This is a genomic window from Pseudomonas sp. GW821-FHT05H12, assembly GCF_059419385.1.
Window position 1 is genome coordinate 85236 of sequence record NZ_JBWKRS010000021.1, and the last position, 18496, is coordinate 103731.

Below are 18496 nucleotides of genomic sequence, written 5' to 3' on the forward strand. Positions count from 1 at the left end.
TAAGGATCAATAATAAAAAATCGGAAAATAGATAGCTTATGGCCGTCACACCCCCAAGGATAGACGGCAATTGCAAGGACTCAGCTCAATATGGAGACCGTTCCCAAGTATTTCAAGGCGCGTGACAGATTGTCGCTGTCCAGGCTGTCCAGCCAGTGCAAATCGCTCCAGCTGCGCAACCAGGTGAACTGGCGTTTCGCCAATTGGCGCGTGGCAATGATGCCGCGTTCCTGCATTTCGGCTGACGTCAGCTTGCCATCCAGATGATCCCAGACTTGGCGGTAGCCTACAGCACGTATCGAAGGTAACCCTGGATGCAGGTCACCTCTGGAACGCAGAGCTACGACCTCGTCCACAAACCCCTGTTCCAACATAATTGTGAATCTTTGTGCAATTCGTTCATGCAGCACCTGGCGATTTGCCGGAGCGATGGCCAGATTCGCCACAGTATAGGGCAATTGTGACGTGCCAGATGCGCCTGCGTCAGCACTTTGCGCACTTTGTTTCAGCCGATGTTCAGTCATGGTCTGCCCGCTCACCCGCCAGACTTCCAGGGCGCGCGTCAGGCGCTGGGGGTCATTGGGGTGAATACGGGCAGCGGACACCGGATCTACCGCAGCCAACTGGTCGTGCAGGGCCTGCCAGCCAAGGCGTGCAGCCTCTTCTTCAAGCTCGGCGCGCACCTGGGCGTCGGCGGGCGGCATATCGGCCAACCCCTCCTGCAAAGCCTTGTAGTAGAGCATCGTGCCGCCCACCAGCAGCGGGATATTGCCGCGCGCGGTGATCTCGGCCATGGCCGCCAGGGCATCGGTACGAAAATCCGCCGCCGAATAGCTCTCGGACGGGTCGATGATGTCGATCAGCTTGTGCGGATACTGGGCCAGCAGCGCTTTGGACGGCTTGGCCGTGCCAATGTCCATGTCCCGGTAAACCAGGGCAGAGTCGACACTGATCAGCTCGCACGGCAGCACCTTGGTCAGCTCGATCGCCAGGTCGGTCTTGCCGGCGGCCGTGGGGCCCATCAGGAAGATGGCGGGGGGCAAGGCACTCATCAGCGGCCGCGCAGGAACAGTTTGTCCAGATCGTCCAGGCCCATCTGGGTCCAGGTCGGTCGGCCATGGTTGCATTGCCCGCTGCGCTCGGTGTTTTCCATGTCGCGCAACAAACCGTTCATTTCCGGCAGCGCCAGGCGGCGATTGGCACGGATGGCGCCGTGGCAGGCCATGGTGCCGAGCAATTCGTTGATGTGGGCCTGGATGCGGTCACTGGTGCCGTACTCCATCAGGTCCGCCAGCACGTCGGCGACCAGGCGGTTGGCCTCAGCCTGCTTGAGCAGCGCGGGAATCTGGCGGATCGCCAGGGTTTCCGGGCCCAGGCGTTGCAGCTCAAAGCCCAGGCTCTGGAACACGCTGGTGTGTTCTTCGGCACAATCGGCCTCACGCTGGCTCACGGCCAGGGATTCGGGCACCAACAGCGGCTGGCCGCTGAGGCCTTCGCTGGCCATGGCGATCTTCAGGCGCTCGTACATGATCCGCTCGTGGGCGGCGTGCATGTCCACCAGCACCAGCCCATGGGCGTTTTCCGCCAGAATGTAGATGCCCTTGAGCTGCGCCAGCGCGTAACCCAGCGGCGGAATATCCCCGCCACCTTCTGGCAAGGCAACAGGCGCGCCCGACTCGGCACCGGGCAGCGGTGCGAAAAACTCGCGGTACGCCGCTTGGGCCTCGGCCACCGGCACCGTCGACTGCGGACGCGGGGTGTATTGGTACTGATAGCCCGCACCCGAGCCAGAACCTGGCGCGCTATACGACGGCTGTGGCGCAGGCGACTGCAGCAAGTTGCCCGCCAGGCTCATTTCGCCTTGGGGGCCGAACTCGCCGGCTTCCGGGCCGCTCGGCCGCACCACGGCCGTCACAATCGGCGCAGACAACTGGTCATCCGGGCGCACATCACCCAACGCGCGGTGCAAGGTGCCGTAGAGGAAGTCATGCACCATGCGCCCATCACGGAATCGCACTTCGTGCTTGGTCGGGTGCACGTTGACGTCGACCACCGAAGGGTCGACCTCAAAAAACAGCACAAACGTCGGGTGCCGCCCATTGAACAGCACGTCGCGATAGGCCTGGCGCACCGCGTGGGCCACCAGCTTGTCGCGCACCGCACGGCCGTTCACGAAGAAGTACTGCAAGTCCGCCTGGCTGCGGGAGAACGTCGGCAAACCGACCCACCCCCACAGGCGCAGGCCATTGCGCTCGATTTCAATCGGCAGCGCCTGCTCCAAGAAGCCCGAGCCACAAATCGCCGACACCCGGCGCGCACGCGCGGCATCGTCATGGGCTTCGTGCAGGCTGAGGATGGTCTTGCCGTTGTGACGCAGGTGAAATGCCACGTCAAAACGCGCCAAGGCCAGGCGCTTGATGACTTCTTGCAAGTGATCGAATTCGGTCTTTTCAGCCTTGAGGAATTTGCGTCGCGCCGGGGTATTGAAGAACAGGTCGCGCACTTCCACCGAGGTACCCACCGGGTGGGCGGCCGGCTGGACCCGCGGCGCCATGTCACGCCCCTCGGTTTCCACCTGCCAGGCCTGATCGGCGCTGCGCGTGCGCGAGGTCAGCGTCAGGCGGGCCACGGAACTGATGGACGCCAACGCCTCACCACGAAAACCCAGGCTCATCACGCGCTCAAGGTCTTCCAGATCGCGAATTTTGCTGGTGGCGTGTCGGGCCAAAGCCAGCGGCAAGTCATCGGAGGAGATGCCGCTGCCATCATCGCGCACGCGCAGCAGCTTGACGCCGCCCTGCTCCACATCCACATCAATACGCTTGGCGCCGGAGTCGATGCTGTTTTCCAACAGCTCCTTGATCACCGATGCCGGGCGCTCAACCACCTCGCCTGCGGCAATCTGGTTGGCAAGACGCGGGCTGAGCAGCTCGATGCGCGAGCCGTTGTTCAAGACTGATTCGCTCATTACTGCGCCGCCAATTCAGTGCCGGGGATGGTCAACACCTGGCCGACTTTCAACTCATCGGTTTTCAGGTTGTTTGCACTGCGCAGCGTTGCGGGTGAAACCTGGAAACGCACCGCCAACATGGCCAGGGTGTCGCCGGGCTGCACGCGATGATCACGCGGGCCCTGGGCGATTTTCCCGGAGTCACGCAGCCAGGCAATGTAGGTGCCCGGTGGCGGGTTTTGCTGGAAGAACTGGCGGATACCCGCGCTGATCGAACGCGCCAACGCCTGCTGGTGGCTTGCGCTGGCCAGCTTGGACGCCTCGTTGGAGTTGGAAATAAACCCGGTCTCCACGAGGATCGACGGGATGTCCGGCGACTTCAACACCATGAACCCGGCCTGCTCCACGCGCTGTTTATGCAGCGAGGTCACGCGACCGATGTTGCTCAACACCTTCTGACCGACGTTCAGGCTGGAGGTCAGCGACGCGGTCATGGACAGGTCGAGCAGCACGCCGGCGAGCATCTTGTCCTTGTCGTCCAGGGACACGTTGCCGGCCCCGCCGATCAAGTCGGAACGGTTTTCGCTGTCGGCCAGCCAACGGGCGGTCTCGGACGTAGCACCGCGATCCGACAAGGCAAACACCGAGGCGCCGAAGGCGGCAGCCGAAGGGGCGGCGTCAGCGTGGATCGACACAAACAGGTCGGCGCCTTTCTTGCGCGCGATCTCGGTACGGCCGCGCAACGGAATGAAATAGTCACCGGTACGCGTCAACTCGGCACGGTAGCCTTTCATCGCGTTGACCTGGCGTTGCAGCTCACGGGCGATGGCCAGTACCACGTCTTTTTCATGCTGGCCGCGGGAACCGGAAGCGCCCGGGTCTTCACCGCCGTGACCGGCGTCGATCACCACGATAATGTCGCGCTTACCAGCCGGTGCCGGTGGCGGCGGAGGCAATTTAACCTGCGGCTGCGACGGGTTGACCGGCACGGCAGGTACGGTCGCTACGCTCGGAGGCGGAGCGGGTGGCGGGTTGGCATCGGCGGCGTTGTCGAACAGGTCGACCACCAGCCGGTTGCCATATTGCGCGTTGGGCGCCAGCACAAAGCTTTTCGGGGTCACGGTCTTTTTCAGGTCGATCACTACGCGCAGGTCGGTCGGCGTGCGCTGGGCCGAACGCATGGCAGTAATCGGGGTGTTGGCGGTGGAGACTTTCAACGGCGCGGCCAGGGTCGCACCGTTGATGTCGATCACCAGGCGATCAGGTGCCGTCAGGGTAAAGACACTGTGCTGGACCGGGCCAGACAGGTCGAACACCAGTCGCGTGTTATCCGGCGCACGCCACAGGCGAACACTTTTCACCTGTGAAGCAGCCAGAGCATTGACAGTCATTGCCGCAAGCAACACCCCTACGACAGCAACCAACGCGCGAAAGCGCATACCTAACCCCACCAATTATTTGAATTCCAATGCCAAAGCGGCGCACCACGACTGGCCGCGCGCGCTCTGGGGCAACAACTTCAGCTGACGTCCGTGCTCATGCGGCGTAATGGTAATGGTCAGGTCCGGCTTTGGCAAAAAGCCTGTGCCTTTATCTGGCCACTCGATCAGGCACAGCGCGTCTTCATCGAAATAGTCGCGAATGCCCATGTATTCCAGCTCTTCGGGGTCTACCAGGCGATAAAGGTCGAAGTGGAAGGCCCGTACGGCACCGATTTCGTAGGGTTCTACCAGGGTGAACGTAGGGCTTTTTACTGCCCCTGTATGGCCCAACCCTCGGATAATCCCTCGCGACAAGGTGGTCTTGCCCGCGCCCAGGTCACCCTCAAGAAAGATGAGCCCCGCCCCCGTTGTCACCTGGGCAATGCGATTACCGAACGCCACCATGGCGTCTTTATCGGCCAGGAAAAGGATTACTTCAGACACGGCGATTGCTCCTCCAGCAATTGACGAATGGCAGGTATCAAGTCGCTGGCAGCCAAGCCGCGACCAAAGGTGCCCTGGCGATCCCCCGCCGTGGCGTGCAACCACACGGCCAGGCAACTGGCCTCATAAGCCGGCATGCCTTGGGCGAGCAGCGCGCCCACCAGGCCCGCCAGCACGTCGCCAAGCCCCGCCGTGGCCATCGCCGGATGGCCCTGGTCGCAGCGCGAAACACGCCCGTCCGGGCTGGCAATCAAACTGCCAGCACCCTTGAGGATAGCCACTGCTTTGAATTTCTGACTCAGCGCGCGCACCACCTTAAGGCGATCGGCCTGAACCTCGTCTGTCGACAGGCCCAGCAAACGTGCCGCCTCACCCGGATGCGGCGTGATCACGCAGTTGGCCGGTAGCTGCACGCCGCCCTTGGCCAGTTGGTTCAAGGCATCGGCGTCCCAGACCTGCGCCTGCTTGGCATTGGCGGCAACCGACAGCAGACTTTTGCCCCACGCGGCCTCACCAAGGCCCGGGCCAATGACGATGACCGAGTTTTTTTCCAGCAAGCCCATTAGCTGGTTCGCCGAGCTGACGCCCACGGTCATGACCTCCGGCAAACGCGCCAGTGCTGCAGGCACATGCTCGGCGCGCGTGCCCAGGGACACCATGCCCGCGCCACTGCGCAAGGCGCTTTCGGCGCTCAGCAAGGCCGCGCCGCCAAAGCCGCGGTCACCCCCGATGACCAGCAAGTGCCCGAACTGGCCCTTATGGGCGTCGGGTGAACGCGCAGCCAGTTGCGGCAAATGGCCGTGCAACAGGGGCTGAACGTCGGTTATTTCGTGTTTTGTCTGCGGCATGCGTCTTCGAGCTCCGATGTCTGGCAGAATTATACGCATCTAACCTGCGGTTTCCTGTGTCTCATGCCTGCCATTACCTCCGATCTGCCTGCCCTCGCCCAATCGATCAAAGACTGGGGCCGCGAGCTGGGCTTTCAACAAGTCGGCATCAGCGGCCTGGACCTGGGCGAGCATGAACAGCACCTGCAACGCTGGCTCGACGCGGGCTACCACGGCGAGATGGAGTACATGGGCGCCCACGGCAGCAAACGCTCGCACCCGGATGAGCTGGTGCCGGGCACGTTGCGTGTGGTGTCGCTGCGCATGGATTACCTGCCGGGCGACACACAAATGGCGCAACTGCTGGCCAAGCCGGAAAAAGCCTATATCTCGCGCTACGCCCTGGGCCGCGACTACCACAAGCTGATCCGCAAGCGCGTGCAGCAACTGGCCGACCGCATTCAGGCGCAAATTGGCCCGTTTGGCTTTCGCGCCTTTGTCGACAGCGCCCCCGTGCTGGAAAAAGCCATCGCCGAAAAAGCCGGGCTGGGTTGGATCGGCAAGAACACCCTGGTGCTCAACCGCAAAGCCGGCAGCTACTTTTTCCTGAGCGAGCTGTTTGTCGACCTGCCGCTGCCGGTAGACGAACCCCATAGCACCGAACACTGCGGCCGCTGCACGGCGTGCCTGGATATCTGCCCCACCAACGCCTTCGTCGGCCCCTATGTGCTGGATGCGCGACGTTGCATTTCTTATCTGACCATCGAGCTGAAGAACGCGATCCCCGAAGACCTGCGGCCGTTGATCGGCAATCGCGTGTTCGGCTGCGACGACTGCCAGATCGTGTGCCCATGGAATCGCTTCGCCCGCTCAACCGCCGAAGGTGACTTCAAGCCACGGCACAACCTGGACAACGCCGAGCTGGCGGAACTGTTTATGTGGGACGAGGATAAATTCCTCAGCAGTACCGAGGGCTCGCCGCTACGCCGCGCCGGTTACGAGCGCTGGCTGCGCAACCTGGCCGTGGGCCTGGGCAATGCGCCGTCGAGCATTCCCGTGCTGGAAGCCCTGAAGGCCCGCCGGGATTACCCGTCGGAGCTGGTACGCGAACACGTGGAATGGGCGCTGGCCCAGCACGCCAGCCGTTAATGCACGTCGTCGTTGTAGACGAACTTGGGCATTTCCCAGTGAAAACGGATCGCCAGCAGGCGCAGTAAAAAGCCGCTGAACAGGGTCAGCAGGATCGCTTGCTCGCTGGGCAATTCCAGGTAGAGGCACAGCATGTAGAACCAGGCGGCGAGGAACGACACGCTGGCGTACAGCTCACGGCGGAAGATCAGCGGGATGTCGTTGCAGAAGATGTCCCGCAGAATGCCGCCGAACACACCGGTGATCACGCCGCTGACCGAGGCCACGAGCATGCCGTGGCCCATTTCCAGCGCGGTCATGCAGCCAATCAGGGTGAAGGCCACCAAGCCCAGGGCGTCCAGCGCCAGGAATAACGAGCGCAGGCGTCGCATCAGTGGCGCGATGAAGATGGTCACCAGCGCGGCGATGGAGGTCAGCACCAGGTATTCGGGGTGCTTGACCCACGTCAGCGGGTAATGCCCCAGCAGCACGTCACGCACGGAACCGCCGCCCAACGCTGTCACACAGGCGATCAACACCACACCGAACCAGTCCATGCCGCGTCGCCCGGCGGACAGCGCGCCCGTCATGGCTTCGGCGGTGATGGCGATGAGGTAGAGCATCAACAGCATGATGGCGATCCTTGCAAAGAGGCGCGCAGTCTAATCATTTGGTGATGGCACCAAAAGGGGGCGCTTGGCGAAAGACCGCGCTGCCCTCATCGCAGGCAAGCCAGCTCCCACAGTTTGATGTGTGAATGCAATCAAATGTGGGAGCTGGCTTGCCTGCGATGGTGCCGGTTCAGGCGCCGCTTAATCAGGCCTTGATGAAATGCTTGCGGTAATGCTGCAACTCGGCAATCGACTCGCGAATATCATCCAGCGCCAAATGCGTGCTGCCTTTATGGAAGCTGTCTTTGACTTCCGGCGCCCAGCGCGCAGCCAGCTCCTTAAGGGTGGACACATCCAGGTTGCGGTAGTGGAAGTAGCTTTCCAGCGCCTTCATGTGGGTATAGAGGAAGCGGCGATCCTGGCAGATGCTGTTGCCGCAGATCGGCGACTTGCCCTTGGGCACCCATTTTTCCAGGAAGGCGATGGTTTCGGCCTCGGCCTCAGCCATGCTAATGCGGCTGTCGCGCACGCGCTGGGTCAGGCCGGAGTTGCCATGGGTGCGGGTGTTCCACTCGTCCATGGTGGCGAGTACGGCGTCGCTGTGATGGATGGCGATCACCGGACCTTCGGCCAAGGTGTTGAGGTTGCTGTCGGTGACAATGGTGGCCATCTCGATGATGACGTCGGTGTCAGGGTTCAGACCGGTCATTTCCAGATCGATCCAAATCAGGTTCTGTGGGTTTTGCATGGCTCTATTCTCTTGGCACCTTGGCTTAGCTGCGCAGTTTAGCAGGCGGGGCCGTGCTAGACTCGCGACCGTTTTACCCAACCTTTGCATTATCGACACGGAACACCCATGGCCAAACGCCAGCTCAATCGTCGCCAAAACTGGCGCATCGAAAAGATTCAAGGTGAACGCGCCGCTCGCGCCGCCAAACGTGAATCCTCCGCCGTGGAAGCGCTTGAGGGCGGCGACCTGGGCCCTGAACAAACGGGCCTGGTGATCGCGCACTTTGGTGTGCAGGTCGAAGTGGAGGCGCTGGAAGGCGAACTCGCCGGCCAGGTGTTCCGCTGCCATTTGCGCGCCAACCTGCCAGCGCTGGTGACTGGCGACCAGGTGGTCTGGCGTGCCGGCAACCAGGGTATCGGCGTGATCGTCGCCCAGTTGCCGCGCACCACCGAGCTGCGTCGCCCGGACAGCCGTGGCCAGCTCAAGCCGGTGGCGGCCAACGTCGACATGATCGTGATCGTGTTCGCGCCACTGCCCGAGCCCCATGCCAACCTGATCGACCGTTACCTGGTCGCGGCTGAACACGCCGGCATCCGGCCGCTGTTGCTGCTCAACAAGTACGACCTGATCGACGAACAGAACGCCCCGGCGCTGAATGCCTTGCTGGCGGTGTACCGCACCTTGGGCTACCCGGTGCTGGAAGTGTCGGCCCATCACGGCAACGGCATGGAACAGCTGCAACAGCAGTTGGACGGGCGCATCAGCGTGTTTGTCGGCCAATCGGGCGTGGGCAAGTCGTCGCTGGTCAACAGCCTGCTACCGGACGTCGAAACCCGCGTGGGCCCGCTGTCGGAACTGTCCGGCCAAGGCACCCACACCACCACCACGGCGCGGTTGTTCCATTTCCCGGGCGGCGGTGAGTTGATCGACTCCCCAGGCATCCGCGAATTCGGCCTCGGCCACGTCAGCCGCAGCGACGTGGAAGCCGGTTTCATCGAGTTCAACGACCTGATCGGCACCTGCCGCTTCCGCGACTGCAAGCACGACCGCGAGCCGGGCTGTGCATTGCTCAAGGCGCTGGAAGACGGCCGCGTGCAGCAGCAACGGATGAACAGCTATCGGTCGATCATTGCGAGCTTGCCGGAAAGCAGTTACTGACAGGCCATTTCTTGATACATATAAAGGGCAACGTAAAGCTCCCTAGTCCATTGATTTAAAGGGAGTTGGCATCAAGAATTCGGCACAACTGGGTGGCTCGTCGACACAAGCCAGCTTGAATTCGAATTTCCCGATGCTCATAATCGCTCCGTCACCAGCGCAAGCTGGCAGGAGTCTGGATCCTTTTCGAAGTTGATCCAGCGGCGCAGAAGGGGCGAAGCAAGCTCCACTGCGTGTCGAATGAAGCCGCCTCCGGGCGGCTTTGCTTTTTGTGGGGAATTAACCATTGGCTCTCTACTATCACCCTAAACAAGGCGATGTGCTGCTCTGCGATTTCACACGAGGCTTTGTTGCGCCAGAAATGCTGAAAATCCGCAAAGTCGTGGTGATTTCCCCCACCGCCACACATAAACGCAAACTCTGCACAGTGGTACCGATCTCCTCGACCGCCCCCGACATCCAGCACGATTGGCACCACCTCCTGCGCGCCAATCCACTTCAATCCGACGGCCACAAAGAGCTCTGGGTGAAGTGCGACATGATCTACACCGTCAGCTTCGAGCGCCTGGACAAACTGCACCGAAAAACCCGATCCAAAGGCCGGGAATATTTTGTGCCCCGCTTGTGCACCGATGACATGCGAGGCGTCATCAGCGGCGTCAAAGCCTAACTGCCCTTCTGAGCAAAAATGAAAACGCCCCGATCAATCGGGGCGTTTTCATTGAGGCCAAGTAAAGAGACGGTTAGGAACCTGCCTTGGGAACCGTAGGATCCTTCACCCCACCATCATCAAAAAGATTCAGCTTCTGACGCAGTTCATGGGCCGGCAACGGTTCCTGCCCTGGCGGGATCGCGTTCGGGTCGGCCGGAACCTCGCCCGGGGCGCCGGCGCCTGGGGTCGGCGCAGGTGGCGGTTGGTCACCTTCAATCGCACGCTGGGCCTTTTTGGTCAGCACCACGATGTCGATCCTGCGGTTGACCGGGTTGAACGGGTCTTCATGATCAAACAGCTGCGAGGACGCAAAGCCCACCACGCGCGCCACTTGCGGGTCGGGGTAGCTGCCCGCCACCAGCGCACGGCGAGCGGCGTTGGCACGGTTGGCCGACAGCTCCCAGTTACCGAAATCGCCCTGGCCAGCATACGGCTTGGCATCGGTGTGGCCGCTGATGCTGATCTTGTTCGGCACCGCCTTGATGGTATCGGCCATGGCCAGCAGGATGTCCTCAAAGTACGGCTTCAGGCGGGCGCTGCCGGAGTCGAACATCGGCCGGTTGGCGGCGTCTGTGATCTGGATGCGCAAGCCTTCAGGCGTGATTTCGAAAGAAATCTGGTCCTTGAACTTCAGCAGTTGCGGATTTTCCTCGACCTTGGTCTGCAGCTCCTGCAGCAGCAACTCCAGGCGTTCCTTCTCGACCTGCTCCGCCATCGATTCGACAGTTTCGCGCTCGATAGGAATGTTCTGCTGCGGCGTCTCGGTCTTGACCTCGGGGTTGATGGTGCGCTCAGGCGCCAGCTGTGGCGAGCCGCCCAGGTCGATCACAAAGGGCGTACCGCTTTCCGAGAAGCCAATCGGGTCTTTGAAGTAACCGGCGATGGCAATCTTTTGTTCCGGCGTGGCGGTAGACATCAACCACAGCACCAAAAAGAACGCCATCATCGCCGTCGCAAAGTCGGCGAAGGCGATTTTCCAGGCGCCGCCATGGTGTCCCGCAGCGAAGCGCTTGACGCGCTTGATGATTATCGGCTGGTTGTTTTCCATGACTTAGCGACCGCGAACCGCTTGTTCCAGCTCGGCAAAACTTGGGCGGTGTTTCGGGTACAGCACCTTGCGCCCGAACTCCACCGCCAGCGATGGCGGCATGCCAGAGGCCGAAGCCACCAGGCACGCCTTGATCGCTTCGTAGAGGTTCACTTCTTCCTTGGCGTCGTGGGCCAGGGAGGTGGCCAGCGGGCCGAAGAAACCATAGGCCGCGAGAATACCGAAGAAGGTACCCACCAGTGCCGCACCTACGTGCATGCCGATAGCCTTTTGGTCGCCTTCGCCCAGGGACGCCATGGTGACCACGATACCCAGTACCGCCGCGACGATACCGAAACCGGGCATGCCGTCGGCAATGCCGGTCACCGCATGGGAGGGATGCTCCAGCTCTTCCTTGAGGCTGAACAGTTCCATGTCGAACAGGCCTTCCAGCTCATGGGGAGCCATGTTGCCGGAGGACATGATGCGCAGGTAATCACAGATGTAGGCGGTCATGCGCTCATCTTTGAGCACGGCCGGGTACTTGGCGAAAATCGGGCTGGCTGCGGCATCTTCGATGTCGGCTTCGATGGCCATCATGCCTTCGCGGCGGCTCTTGTTGAGAATCTCGTAGATCAGCCCCAGCACATCCAGGTAGAAGGTGTGGGAGAAGCGCGAGCTGAACATGCCCAGCGACTTCTTGATCACGTGCATGGTCATGTAGCCAGGGTTGGCCTGCAGGAATGCACCAAACGCGGCACCACCGATAATCAGCACTTCGAAAGGCTGGATCAGTGCAGCAATTTTACCGTGGGACAGGACGTACCCACCGAGCACGCTTGCGATGACGACGATGATGCCGATAATTTTAGCCATAGGGGATCTGTACTTGCGCCGTCGGGTTCATGGACATATTGGGTGTAGCCGAAAACTCTTGTTCTACTTATCGGCAAAACTGCGCCAGACTATAGCCCGTTAAGGCGAAAAGCCAATTCGGCCCGTTCCGGGCGTGTTGAATGCAAGTGATGATCGCGCCCCAATCATGGCTAATGAAACGACAGTCCCAAGTTCAAAACCCACCACCCTCGCCGCTTGGATCAAGCGCCTGGACGATGTGCTGCTGCCCGTCCCACAGGCCAGCCACGAGCGCGTGTGCAAAGCCATCCGCGACAGCCGCAGTTCATTGCGAGACATTGCCGAACTGATGCAGAACAGCCCCGCGCTGGTGCTCAGCGTGATGCGCGAAGCCAACAGCCATACCCACGGCAGCCTGGCGGAACCGGCCGAAAACCTTGAAGTGGCGCTTAACCGCCTCGGTCTCAAGCGCGCCGAAGAGCTGCTGGCACGCTTGCCTTCAGTGCCGGCCAACGAAATTCCCGTGGCGCTGCGCCAACTGCTGCTGGTGAGCCAGCATGCATCACAGCAAGCCAACGGCCTGTTCGCCAGCCGCCTGGCGCGGCTGTGGCAAGACATCCACTGGGGCAGCCTGTTGTTCCTGTCGCCGTTGTGGCCAATGGCCGTGGCGTACCCCAAACTCCTGGAAGAATGGGAACTGCGGGTGATCCACAAGGGCCAGTCCGCGCGCCAGGTCGAGCAGGAATTGTTCGGTGTGCGCCTGCTGGACCTGTGCATCGGCCTGACCGAAACCTGGCACCTGCCGATCTGGGTCTCCCAGGGCTATACGCTCTTGCTGACCGAGCAACGCCTGCTGGTCAAGGCCCTGCACATCGCCCGTGAAGATGACCCGCTGCGCCACCAGCAACTGCTCGATGCCGAACCCAATTTGCGTCGCTGGCTGAATCAGCCGGCCAACACCGTGCTTTTGGCCAATGGCCTGGCGATGTCGGCCCAGGAATCCTGGACCTGCCCGCACACCGAACGCTGGCAATACCTCACCGCGCTGTACCTGCAACAGCCTTTGGCCGAGGTACAGCAGCAGGTTCACCAGCAAGCGGTGACCAGTGCCCGCGCAACCCTGATGCCCGACTTGTGGCACCCGGCGCTGTCGCTGATCTGGCCGTGGCATGTGCAGAAGATCCATCGAGGCCTGCTGCCGGCGCCGCCACCCACGGCTGAGTCCCTGGCGGTGTGGCGCAAGCGCTGCACCGAATTGCTGGTGGAGCCAAGCCGCTTTGCCAACGCCATGCACCTGACCACCTGCGCCAAAGAGGCCCTGGTGGCCAGCGGCATGCAACGGGTCTTGCTGTTCATGGCCGATCGCGCCCTGAGCACGCTGCGAGTGCACCAGGCTGACGGCTTGCCCAAAGACGCCGCGAATCTGAGCCTGGACGTGGTCAACAGCACGCTGCTGCAACGCTTGCTGGAGAAATCCGCCCAGGTACGCCTCAACCCCGAGAACCATGCGCAGTTTTCGGCGCTGTTACCGCCGATCCTGCGTCGCCTGTTCACCGGCGAGCATTTGCTGCTGCGCTCCCTGAGCTGCAATGGCCGCGTGGTGATGTTGATGGTGGCCGATCAGGGTGGCGGGCCGTTCTCGGAAACCACCGTGCAGGCGTTCGGCAAAACCGCCCAGTGCATCGAGAAAGCCCTGCACAGCTTTACCAACCGCAGCGCCTGATGCTTGCGCTACAATCGCCCTCTTTTATCGCCAACATTTGTGCCCAGGAGACCTCACATGCCTGACTTCTCTGGCTTGCCGCTGGTGATCGAGTCCAGCGACCTGCAAGGTCGCCTTGATGCCGAACACCTGATTCTGGTGGACCTCACCAGTGCCGCCCGCTACGCCGAAGGGCATATCCCCGGCGCGCATTTCGTTGACCCCAAGCGCACCCAACTGGGCCAGCCACCCGCCCCTGGCCTGCTGCCGCACAAGGCCGACCTGGAAAAACTCTTCGGCGAACTGGGCCACACCCCGGACGCGACCTACGTGGTCTATGACGACGAAGGCGGCGGCTGGGCCGGGCGCTTCATCTGGATGCTCGACGTGATCGGCCACCAGAAATACCACTACCTGGACGGCGGCCTGCTGGCGTGGCTCGAAGGCCAGCACCCGGTAACCACCGACGTGCCCGCACCTGTCGGCGGCCCGGTCAGCCTCACGTTGCATGATGGCCCCACGGCCACCCGCGAGTACCTGCAAAGCCGCCTCGGTGCTGCCGACCTGGGCATCTGGGATGCACGCGGCCCACTGGAATACTCCGGCGAAAAAGTGCTCGCTGCCAAGGGTGGTCACATCCCCGGCGCCGTGAACTTCGAATGGACCGCCGGCATGGACAAGGCGCGTAACCTGCGCATCCGCCGCGACATGCCGCAGATCCTCGAAGACCTCGGGCTGACCCGCGACAAAGAAATCATCACCCACTGCCAGACCCACCACCGCTCTGGCTTCACCTACCTGGTGGCCAAGGCGCTCGGTTATCCGCGAGTCAAAGGTTATGCCGGTTCCTGGGGCGAATGGGGCAACCACCCCGACACCCCCGTCGAGATTTAAGGTTTAAGGACAGTTATGAAAAAGCAGTTGTTTATCCTCAGCCAATACTTGCTGCCGCACCACTTGCTGTCGCGCCTGGCTGGCTGCGTCGCCGAATGCCGCGTGCGCTGGTTCAAGAATGCCTTCACCAGCTGGTTCGCCAAGCGCTACCAAGTGGACATGTCCCAGGCCCTGGTTGAAGACGTGACCGCCTACGAGCACTTCAACGCCTTCTTCACCCGCGCCTTGAAAGACGGCGCCCGCCCGCTGGACCAGACCCCAGGCGCGGTACTGAGCCCGGCCGACGGTGCCGTCAGCCAATTGGGCCCAATCGAACACGGTCGTGTGTTCCAGGCCAAGGGCCACAGTTTCAGCGTGCTGGAGTTGTTGGGTGGTGACTCTACCGTGGCTGCGCCGTTCATGGGCGGCGACTTCGCGACGGTTTACCTGTCGCCGAAGGACTATCACCGCGTGCACATGCCATTGGCCGGCACCCTGCGCGAGATGATCTACATCCCGGGCCGCATCTTCTCGGTGAACCAGACCACCGCTGAAAACGTGCCTGAGCTGTTTGCCCGTAACGAACGCGTTGCCTGCATCTTCGACACCGAACGTGGCCCGATGGCCGTGGTGTTGGTGGGCGCGATGATTGTGGCGTCGATTGAAACGGTCTGGGCTGGCCTGGTAACGCCACCGAAACGCGAGCTGAAAACCTTCCGTTACGACGAAGCCGCGCGTGCGCCGATTCATCTGGAAAAAGGTGCAGAACTGGGTCGCTTCAAGCTGGGCTCGACCGCGATCGTGCTGTTCGGGCCGGATCAGGTGAAGTGGGCTGAAGAGCTGGTAGCCGGTACGCCGGTACAGATGGGCCAAGGCATCGCACTGCCGAAAGCCTGATCCACACCAGATTCAAAGCTGGAACCCAATCAATGTGGGAGCTGGCTTGCCTGCGATAGCGGTGTTGGATTGACCATCGCTATCGCAGGCAAGCCAGCTCCCACATTTTGATCCCATTCCGACAGGGGGATCGCGGAGTTAGAGCTGGCCGTCGCGGTCGCGGAAGCCCAGCAGATACAGCACGCCATCCAACCCCAACGTCGAAATCGCCTGCTTGGCCGACTGCTTCACCAACGGCTTGGCGCGGAACGCCACACCCAACCCGGCGATCGCCAGCATCGGCAAGTCATTCGCTCCGTCGCCGACCGCAATGGTCTGCTCCAGACGCAAGCCTTCCTTGTGGGCCAATTCCTTCAGCAGATCCGCCTTGCGCTGCGCGTCCACAATTGGCTCTACCGCCACGCCAGTGACTTTGCCATCCACCACTTCCAGCTCGTTGGCGAATACGTAGTCGATGCCCAGCTTGGCCTGCAATTGCTTGGCGAAGTAAGTGAAGCCACCCGACAAAATCGCAGTCTTGTAGCCCAGGCGCTTGAGTTCGGCGAACAGGGTTTCGGCGCCTTCGGTCAGGCGCAGGGAGGCGCCGATGGAGTCCAGCACGCTGACGTCCAGCCCTTTGAGCAGCGCCAGGCGCTCCTTGAAGCTCGCACGGAAGTCCAACTCGCCAGCCATGGCGCGTTCGGTAATTTCGGAAACCTGCTCGCCCACACCGGCCGCCTTGGCCAGTTCGTCGATGACTTCGGCCTCGATCAGCGTGGAGTCCATGTCGAACACGGCCAGGCGACGGTTGCGACGGAACAGCGAGTCTTCCTGGAAAGCGATGTCGACATTCAACTCCTGGGCCACGCTGAGAAACTCGGCGCGCAGGGCTTGCGGGTCAGCTGGTTCGCCGCGCACGGAGAACTCGATGCAGCCCTTGCCTTTGTCGGCCGGGGTGTCCAATGGCATGCGGCCCGACAGGCGGTCGATATGGTCGATATTCAAGCCGTATTGCGCGGTGATGGAGCTGACACGCTGCAATTGTTCGGCGGTTACCTTGCGGGTCAGCAACGTCACGATGTGGCGTTTCTTGCCCTGACCGGCCACCCAGTGCTGGTAATCCTCTTCGGACACTGGCGTGAAACGCACCTGCTGATCCAGCTTGTACGCCGTAAACAGGATGTCCTTGAGGACCGAAGACGCCTGTTCAGTGCTCGGGATCTCGACCAGGATGCCGAACGACAGGGTGTCGTGGATCACTGCCTGGCCGATGTCGAGAATGTTCACACCACCCTGGGCCAGAACGCCGGTAATAGCCGCAGTAAGACCCGGACGGTCTTCACCGGTGATGTTAATCAGGACAATTTCGCGCAAGGCGCACCCCCAGGCTGGAAAAAAACCGCATTCTACCCACTTTCAGTGACCATCGGGCACAGCCAGCGCTTTGCCGGTTCTAGGGCTGTCGCTATACTGCGCGTCAACTTCACGGACCAAGAGCCGAGCGCAAGTGAACCGGCCCACGCCAGTAAAAACCGATAATTTCTTCCTGCTGATCTTCCGGGCACTGCGCCACCGCCGTGTACCGATCGCATTACGCATCGCCAGCCATAACGTGATCCTGGTCGCCCTGGCCCTGGTGATCTACGCCTGCGTGATGGGATTGCAGTTCAAGCAGGCCATGCACGAGCAAGCCGACGCCCTGGGCGAAAGCTTGACTACCCAGACCGCCACCTCGGCGACTGAGCTGCTGGTGTCCAACGACATCCTCAGCCTCAACGTGCTGCTCAACAACCTGACCAAAAACCCGCTGGTGGCCCATGCCGCCATCTACAGCGTGGACAACCGGATCATGGCCGAAGCCGGGCAGCGCCCGAAAAACGGCCTGTTGGGTGAAGCCGAAGGTCTGTACTCCAGCAACATCACGTTCCAGGACGTGAAGGCCGGCCAACTGCGCATCAGCCTCGACATGCAGCAGTTCCAGCAGCCGATGACCATCAGCCTGCAAAGCATGGGCATCTTGAGCGCGATCCTGCTGGCATTGGCCCTGGCCTTAAGCCTGCGCCTGGGCCGGCACATCTCTACGCCCCTGATGCAACTGCGCATCTGGCTGCGCGATATCGACGAACACACCCCGGCCACTGATCGCCAGGATGAAATCGGCGACCTCGCTCGCCAACTGCACGCCAGTTTCGCCCCGGAACCCGCCGTGCGCGAGCCAGAACCAGAGCCTGAGTTCGACGACACCGATTACGACGATGAGCCCGAGTTTGAAGTGCGCAACCTGCGCGACCCGGGCTTTGACGAAAGCCCGCCGGTGGCCGGCCTCAAACCGGCCACCCGCCAGGTGATCAAGGCTGAAGAAGACGAACTGGACGACGAAGACCCGTTCGCCGACTTGCGCGACAACTCCTCGGCCCCTGTTGCAGCGCCCAAGCCCGTGCCGGTGAAGAACGCCGAGCCTCAGCACAGCGCCGTACTGGCTGTGCAATTGGGTGCCCAGGACCAACTGCGCCGCCTGCCGCGCGCACGCCTGACTGAGCTGCTGGAGCGCTACCGCGACTGTCTCGACCAGGCGGCCTCGCTGTACCAGAGCGAACTGCACACCCTGAACGATGGCAGCACGCTGATGCTGTTCCACAGTGAAGACAGCGGCGAAGACTACCTGACCAACGCCATCTGCTGCGGCGAGTTGCTGCGTGCCCTGGGCCATGCCCTGCAGATCGAAGTGGCCGACAGCGGCATTACCCTGCAACTGCAACTGGGCCTGACGGTAGGCGACGACCTGTTCGGCATCAGCCAGATCGACCTGCTGCTCACCGAAATCGCCCAGGACGCACTGGCCTTGTCCCAGCACAGCCGCAACCTGCTGCTGGTGGAGCGCAAGATCAGCGAAGACACGCTGATCCGCCAGCGCGCGCGTATCCGCCCAATTGCCAGCCCTGAGGGTGCAAGCTGCGTGGAGCGGTTGATGGAACCGTACCCGTCGATGCTTGAGCGACAGTTGGCGCGGATGCACGAAACCCGCACCAAAGGTTGATGTGATCGTTCCCTGCATGGGAATGCCCCCCCTGTAGGAGGGGGGGGGGGGGGGGGGGGGGGGGGGGGGGGGGGGGGGGGGGGGG

17 protein-coding genes are annotated in these 18496 nt (G+C 61.9%); 7 read left to right on the forward strand and 10 right to left on the reverse strand.

Annotation, left to right across the window (positions count from 1 at the left end):
- Positions 1–80: 80 nt before the first annotated feature.
- From miaA to AC07SU_RS19250, 5 genes are read right to left on the reverse strand one after another with little or no spacing between them, the layout of a single operon-like run.
- Positions 81–1052 (reverse strand): tRNA (adenosine(37)-N6)-dimethylallyltransferase MiaA, encoded by a 972-nt coding sequence (gene miaA / locus AC07SU_RS19230; RefSeq protein WP_494997908.1) that lies wholly within the window; start codon positions 1050–1052, stop codon positions 81–83.
- Positions 1052–2968: a DNA mismatch repair endonuclease MutL gene (gene mutL, locus AC07SU_RS19235; RefSeq protein ID WP_494997909.1), complete on the reverse strand. Its 1917-nt coding sequence runs from the start codon at positions 2966–2968 to the stop codon at positions 1052–1054. Before mutL ends, miaA begins: the two co-directional genes overlap by 1 nt.
- Positions 2968–4389, reverse strand: coding sequence for an N-acetylmuramoyl-L-alanine amidase (locus AC07SU_RS19240; protein WP_494997910.1), 1422 nt, complete (start codon positions 4387–4389; stop codon positions 2968–2970). Before AC07SU_RS19240 ends, mutL begins: the two co-directional genes overlap by 1 nt.
- A gap of 15 nt (positions 4390–4404) precedes the next feature.
- Positions 4405–4875 (reverse strand): tRNA (adenosine(37)-N6)-threonylcarbamoyltransferase complex ATPase subunit type 1 TsaE, encoded by a 471-nt coding sequence (gene tsaE, locus AC07SU_RS19245; protein ID WP_494997911.1) that lies wholly within the window; start codon positions 4873–4875, stop codon positions 4405–4407.
- On the reverse strand, positions 4863–5723 hold the full coding sequence (locus tag AC07SU_RS19250) for an NAD(P)H-hydrate dehydratase (RefSeq protein ID WP_494997912.1): 861 nt from the start codon (positions 5721–5723) through the stop codon (positions 4863–4865). Before AC07SU_RS19250 ends, tsaE begins: the two co-directional genes overlap by 13 nt.
- A 63-nt stretch (positions 5724–5786) precedes the next feature.
- Between AC07SU_RS19250 and queG the strand changes: the two genes are divergently transcribed.
- The gene (queG, locus tag AC07SU_RS19255) at positions 5787–6851 is read left to right on the forward strand and encodes a tRNA epoxyqueuosine(34) reductase QueG (RefSeq protein ID WP_176997140.1); all 1065 of its coding nucleotides are present in this window, start codon (positions 5787–5789) and stop codon (positions 6849–6851) included.
- Here the strand turns inward: queG and AC07SU_RS19260 are convergent.
- Both AC07SU_RS19260 and orn read right to left on the reverse strand, forming a co-directional pair.
- A complete protein-coding gene (locus tag AC07SU_RS19260; protein ID WP_176997469.1) occupies positions 6848–7465 on the reverse strand; it encodes a trimeric intracellular cation channel family protein in 618 nt (205 codons plus the stop codon). The two genes, queG and AC07SU_RS19260, sit on opposite strands and share 4 nt — an antisense overlap.
- 181 nt (positions 7466–7646) lie before the next feature.
- Positions 7647–8189 (reverse strand): oligoribonuclease, encoded by a 543-nt coding sequence (orn, locus tag AC07SU_RS19265; protein ID WP_010213620.1) that lies wholly within the window; start codon positions 8187–8189, stop codon positions 7647–7649.
- A gap of 108 nt (positions 8190–8297) precedes the next feature.
- Between orn and rsgA the strand changes: the two genes are divergently transcribed.
- The gene (gene rsgA, locus AC07SU_RS19270) at positions 8298–9329 is read left to right on the forward strand and encodes a small ribosomal subunit biogenesis GTPase RsgA (protein ID WP_178918673.1); all 1032 of its coding nucleotides are present in this window, start codon (positions 8298–8300) and stop codon (positions 9327–9329) included.
- Between the two features lie 286 nt (positions 9330–9615).
- Positions 9616–9999 (forward strand): type II toxin-antitoxin system PemK/MazF family toxin, encoded by a 384-nt coding sequence (locus tag AC07SU_RS19275; RefSeq protein WP_494997913.1) that lies wholly within the window; start codon positions 9616–9618, stop codon positions 9997–9999.
- A 73-nt stretch (positions 10000–10072) separates the two neighbouring features.
- Here the strand turns inward: AC07SU_RS19275 and motB are convergent, their stop codons facing one another.
- A complete protein-coding gene (gene motB, locus AC07SU_RS19280; protein WP_176997142.1) occupies positions 10073–11089 on the reverse strand; it encodes a flagellar motor protein MotB in 1017 nt (338 codons plus the stop codon).
- 3 nt (positions 11090–11092) lie between these two features.
- Positions 11093–11944 carry a flagellar motor stator protein MotA gene (motA, locus tag AC07SU_RS19285; RefSeq protein WP_176997143.1) on the reverse strand — a complete coding sequence of 284 codons (852 nt, stop codon included), beginning with the start codon at positions 11942–11944 and terminating at the stop codon, positions 11093–11095.
- A gap of 166 nt (positions 11945–12110) precedes the next feature.
- On the opposite strand from motA, the gene AC07SU_RS19290 reads away from it, so the two are divergent.
- Genes AC07SU_RS19290 through asd form a run of 3 tightly spaced genes read left to right on the forward strand, consistent with a single transcriptional unit; the run spans position 12111 to position 15395 of the window.
- The gene (locus AC07SU_RS19290) at positions 12111–13646 is read left to right on the forward strand and encodes an HDOD domain-containing protein (RefSeq protein ID WP_494997914.1); all 1536 of its coding nucleotides are present in this window, start codon (positions 12111–12113) and stop codon (positions 13644–13646) included.
- A gap of 57 nt (positions 13647–13703) precedes the next feature.
- A complete protein-coding gene (locus AC07SU_RS19295; RefSeq protein ID WP_457404962.1) occupies positions 13704–14519 on the forward strand; it encodes a rhodanese-like domain-containing protein in 816 nt (271 codons plus the stop codon).
- Between the two features lie 15 nt (positions 14520–14534).
- Entirely contained in the window at positions 14535–15395 is an 861-nt protein-coding gene (asd, locus tag AC07SU_RS19300) for an archaetidylserine decarboxylase (RefSeq protein ID WP_494997915.1), read from the forward strand.
- Positions 15396–15533: 138 nt separating this feature from the next.
- Here the strand turns inward: asd and serB are convergent, their stop codons facing one another.
- The gene (serB, locus tag AC07SU_RS19305; protein ID WP_038850738.1) at positions 15534–16748 is read right to left on the reverse strand and encodes a phosphoserine phosphatase SerB; all 1215 of its coding nucleotides are present in this window, start codon (positions 16746–16748) and stop codon (positions 15534–15536) included.
- A 133-nt stretch (positions 16749–16881) separates the two neighbouring features.
- On the opposite strand from serB, the gene AC07SU_RS19310 reads away from it, so the two are divergent.
- Positions 16882–18411 (forward strand): AhpA/YtjB family protein, encoded by a 1530-nt coding sequence (locus tag AC07SU_RS19310; RefSeq protein WP_176997147.1) that lies wholly within the window; start codon positions 16882–16884, stop codon positions 18409–18411.
- The last annotated feature ends 85 nt before the right edge of the window (positions 18412–18496 follow it).

Excerpts from the sequence above, each read along its gene's own strand:
- mutL (WP_494997909.1), bottom strand. The coding sequence starts at position 2,968 with ATGAGCGAATCAGTCTTGAACAACGGCTCGCGCATCGAGCTGCTCAGC.
- AC07SU_RS19240 (WP_494997910.1), bottom strand. The coding sequence starts at position 4,389 with ATGCGCTTTCGCGCGTTGGTTGCTGTCGTAGGGGTGTTGCTTGCGGCA.
- AC07SU_RS19295 (WP_457404962.1), top strand. The coding sequence starts at position 13,704 with ATGCCTGACTTCTCTGGCTTGCCGCTGGTGATCGAGTCCAGCGACCTG.
- asd (WP_494997915.1), top strand. The coding sequence starts at position 14,535 with ATGAAAAAGCAGTTGTTTATCCTCAGCCAATACTTGCTGCCGCACCAC.
- motB (WP_176997142.1), bottom strand. The coding sequence starts at position 11,089 with ATGGAAAACAACCAGCCGATAATCATCAAGCGCGTCAAGCGCTTCGCT.
- AC07SU_RS19290 (WP_494997914.1), top strand. The coding sequence starts at position 12,111 with ATGGCTAATGAAACGACAGTCCCAAGTTCAAAACCCACCACCCTCGCC.
- miaA (WP_494997908.1), bottom strand. The coding sequence starts at position 1,052 with ATGAGTGCCTTGCCCCCCGCCATCTTCCTGATGGGCCCCACGGCCGCC.
- orn (WP_010213620.1), bottom strand. The coding sequence starts at position 8,189 with ATGCAAAACCCACAGAACCTGATTTGGATCGATCTGGAAATGACCGGT.
- motA (WP_176997143.1), bottom strand. The coding sequence starts at position 11,944 with ATGGCTAAAATTATCGGCATCATCGTCGTCATCGCAAGCGTGCTCGGT.
- rsgA (WP_178918673.1), top strand. The coding sequence starts at position 8,298 with ATGGCCAAACGCCAGCTCAATCGTCGCCAAAACTGGCGCATCGAAAAG.
- AC07SU_RS19250 (WP_494997912.1), bottom strand. The coding sequence starts at position 5,723 with ATGCCGCAGACAAAACACGAAATAACCGACGTTCAGCCCCTGTTGCAC.
- queG (WP_176997140.1), top strand. The coding sequence starts at position 5,787 with ATGCCTGCCATTACCTCCGATCTGCCTGCCCTCGCCCAATCGATCAAA.